Origin of the sequence: Liquorilactobacillus uvarum DSM 19971, from assembly GCF_001434935.1 — a bacterium.
Taxonomy (GTDB): Bacteria; Bacillota; Bacilli; order Lactobacillales; family Lactobacillaceae; genus Liquorilactobacillus; species Liquorilactobacillus uvarum.
This window is the reverse complement of record NZ_AZEG01000092.1, coordinates 1-1,442: the sequence shown is the minus strand read 5'-3', so window position 1 is coordinate 1,442 and position 1,442 is coordinate 1. Positions and strand designations below refer to the sequence as shown.

General features: G+C 35.6%; 2 protein-coding genes. Both read right to left on the bottom strand.

The genetic code is table 11. The features are described 5' to 3' along the window. Positions 1 to 856, bottom strand: an 856-nt coding sequence (locus FD20_RS13480; RefSeq protein WP_235807790.1) for an IS3 family transposase, incomplete at its 3' end; no start/stop codon positions are given. Further along, positions 853 to 1,386 (bottom strand): helix-turn-helix domain-containing protein, encoded by a 534-nt coding sequence (locus tag FD20_RS12500; protein WP_002331365.1) that lies wholly within the window; start codon positions 1,384 to 1,386, stop codon positions 853 to 855. The genes FD20_RS12500 and FD20_RS13480, both read right to left, overlap by 4 nt. Positions 1,387 to 1,442 lie beyond the last annotated feature (56 nt).

Below are 1,442 nucleotides of genomic sequence, written 5' to 3'. Positions count from 1 at the left end.
CTTTTGTTTTCTGTGATATTCGTCGATTGTTAAACCAATCGACGTAATTCTTTGTGATTTCCTTGAATTCTCCAATATCTTTACACTGTGGAAATCCATTAAGACATTCTGTTTTAAGAAGATGAAAGAAGCTTTCAATTGGCGCATTATCAAGACAGTTTCCCTTACGAGACATGCTTTGTATAAATTTTTTTTCAGAGAGTTTATCGGTATAGTAATTCAATTGATAATGCCAACCTTGATCTGAATGAATTATTGGTTTTATTCCTTCCGGAATATTTTCTGTGAGTTCATCGAGTGTATCCATAATTAGTTTACTGTTAGGACTATTACTTACTTGAAATGCTAAAACTTCCTTGCTTGCTTCGTCAGTAATAGCTGAAACGTAAGCCCACTTAGTATCGGCCAAGCGTACTTGTGTAACATCGATATGTAATACTTTGAAAGGTACGGTTTCATTAAAATGCTGATGTAGAACGTTACGGGCCACTTTTCCAACTGTACCTTTATAAGATGAATATCTACCATTTCTGTGGCGGTTATAAAGGCTTACTTGAACATTTAATTCATCCATCAAACGACGCACTACGGCGTCTGATAGATGGATATCTAATTTAATGAGCTCTTCTTGAACGCGACGATAACCGTAGGTTAGACGTCCGCGATATCTTCCGCTTTCGGCAATTTTTAGTATCTCTACTTTTACATCTTCATACTTATCTACATAATTTTTGATACGTTTACGTTCATCATGATAAGTCGCTTTCTTAAGTCCAATGGTCTTAAGAATATCGCCGACTTTATACCGGTTAGATTTCGGAAGAGACTCTTGTTCGACCCTGATCTGATCAACTATTTGTGTTTTCTTTCGTCCTTTGAGGTTCCGAACAGGGTCATTGATTTTTTTAAGATTTCGTTCTCCAATTTTGCATCATATAATTCTTGATTCTTTTTCGTCAATTCTTCACGAAGTTGATCGATTTCGTTCTTGTTTACTAACTTACGTAATTTCTTCTTATTATGTTTCACTTTGGTTTTTCTGCCTTTCGGATGAGGCTTCAAGGCTTCTATACCATACTGATTGAAGGCTGTCCTCCAAAGACTGATTTGACAAGAATTAACATCAAATTTTGCGGATACTTCGGCTAAAGTTTCATCATGAGTTTGATAGTAGTTTATCACATCAACTTTAAACTCAACTGAGAAACTTCGTTTAACTCTTCTTCGTTTAAGAGCGTCTGCGCCGCTCAAACGAAAGTTTTGTATCCATCTACCTACTTGTATTCGAGGCAAGTTACGTTTCTTTGAAAGAAGACTGATACTAATGTCACCTTGAAGATATTCACTAACGACTTCTGCTTTTAATTCTGAACTATATTTGACCATAGAAAAAGTGCTCCATAACTGTTAGATTTCTTGTCTAACAATTATGGAGCACTTTA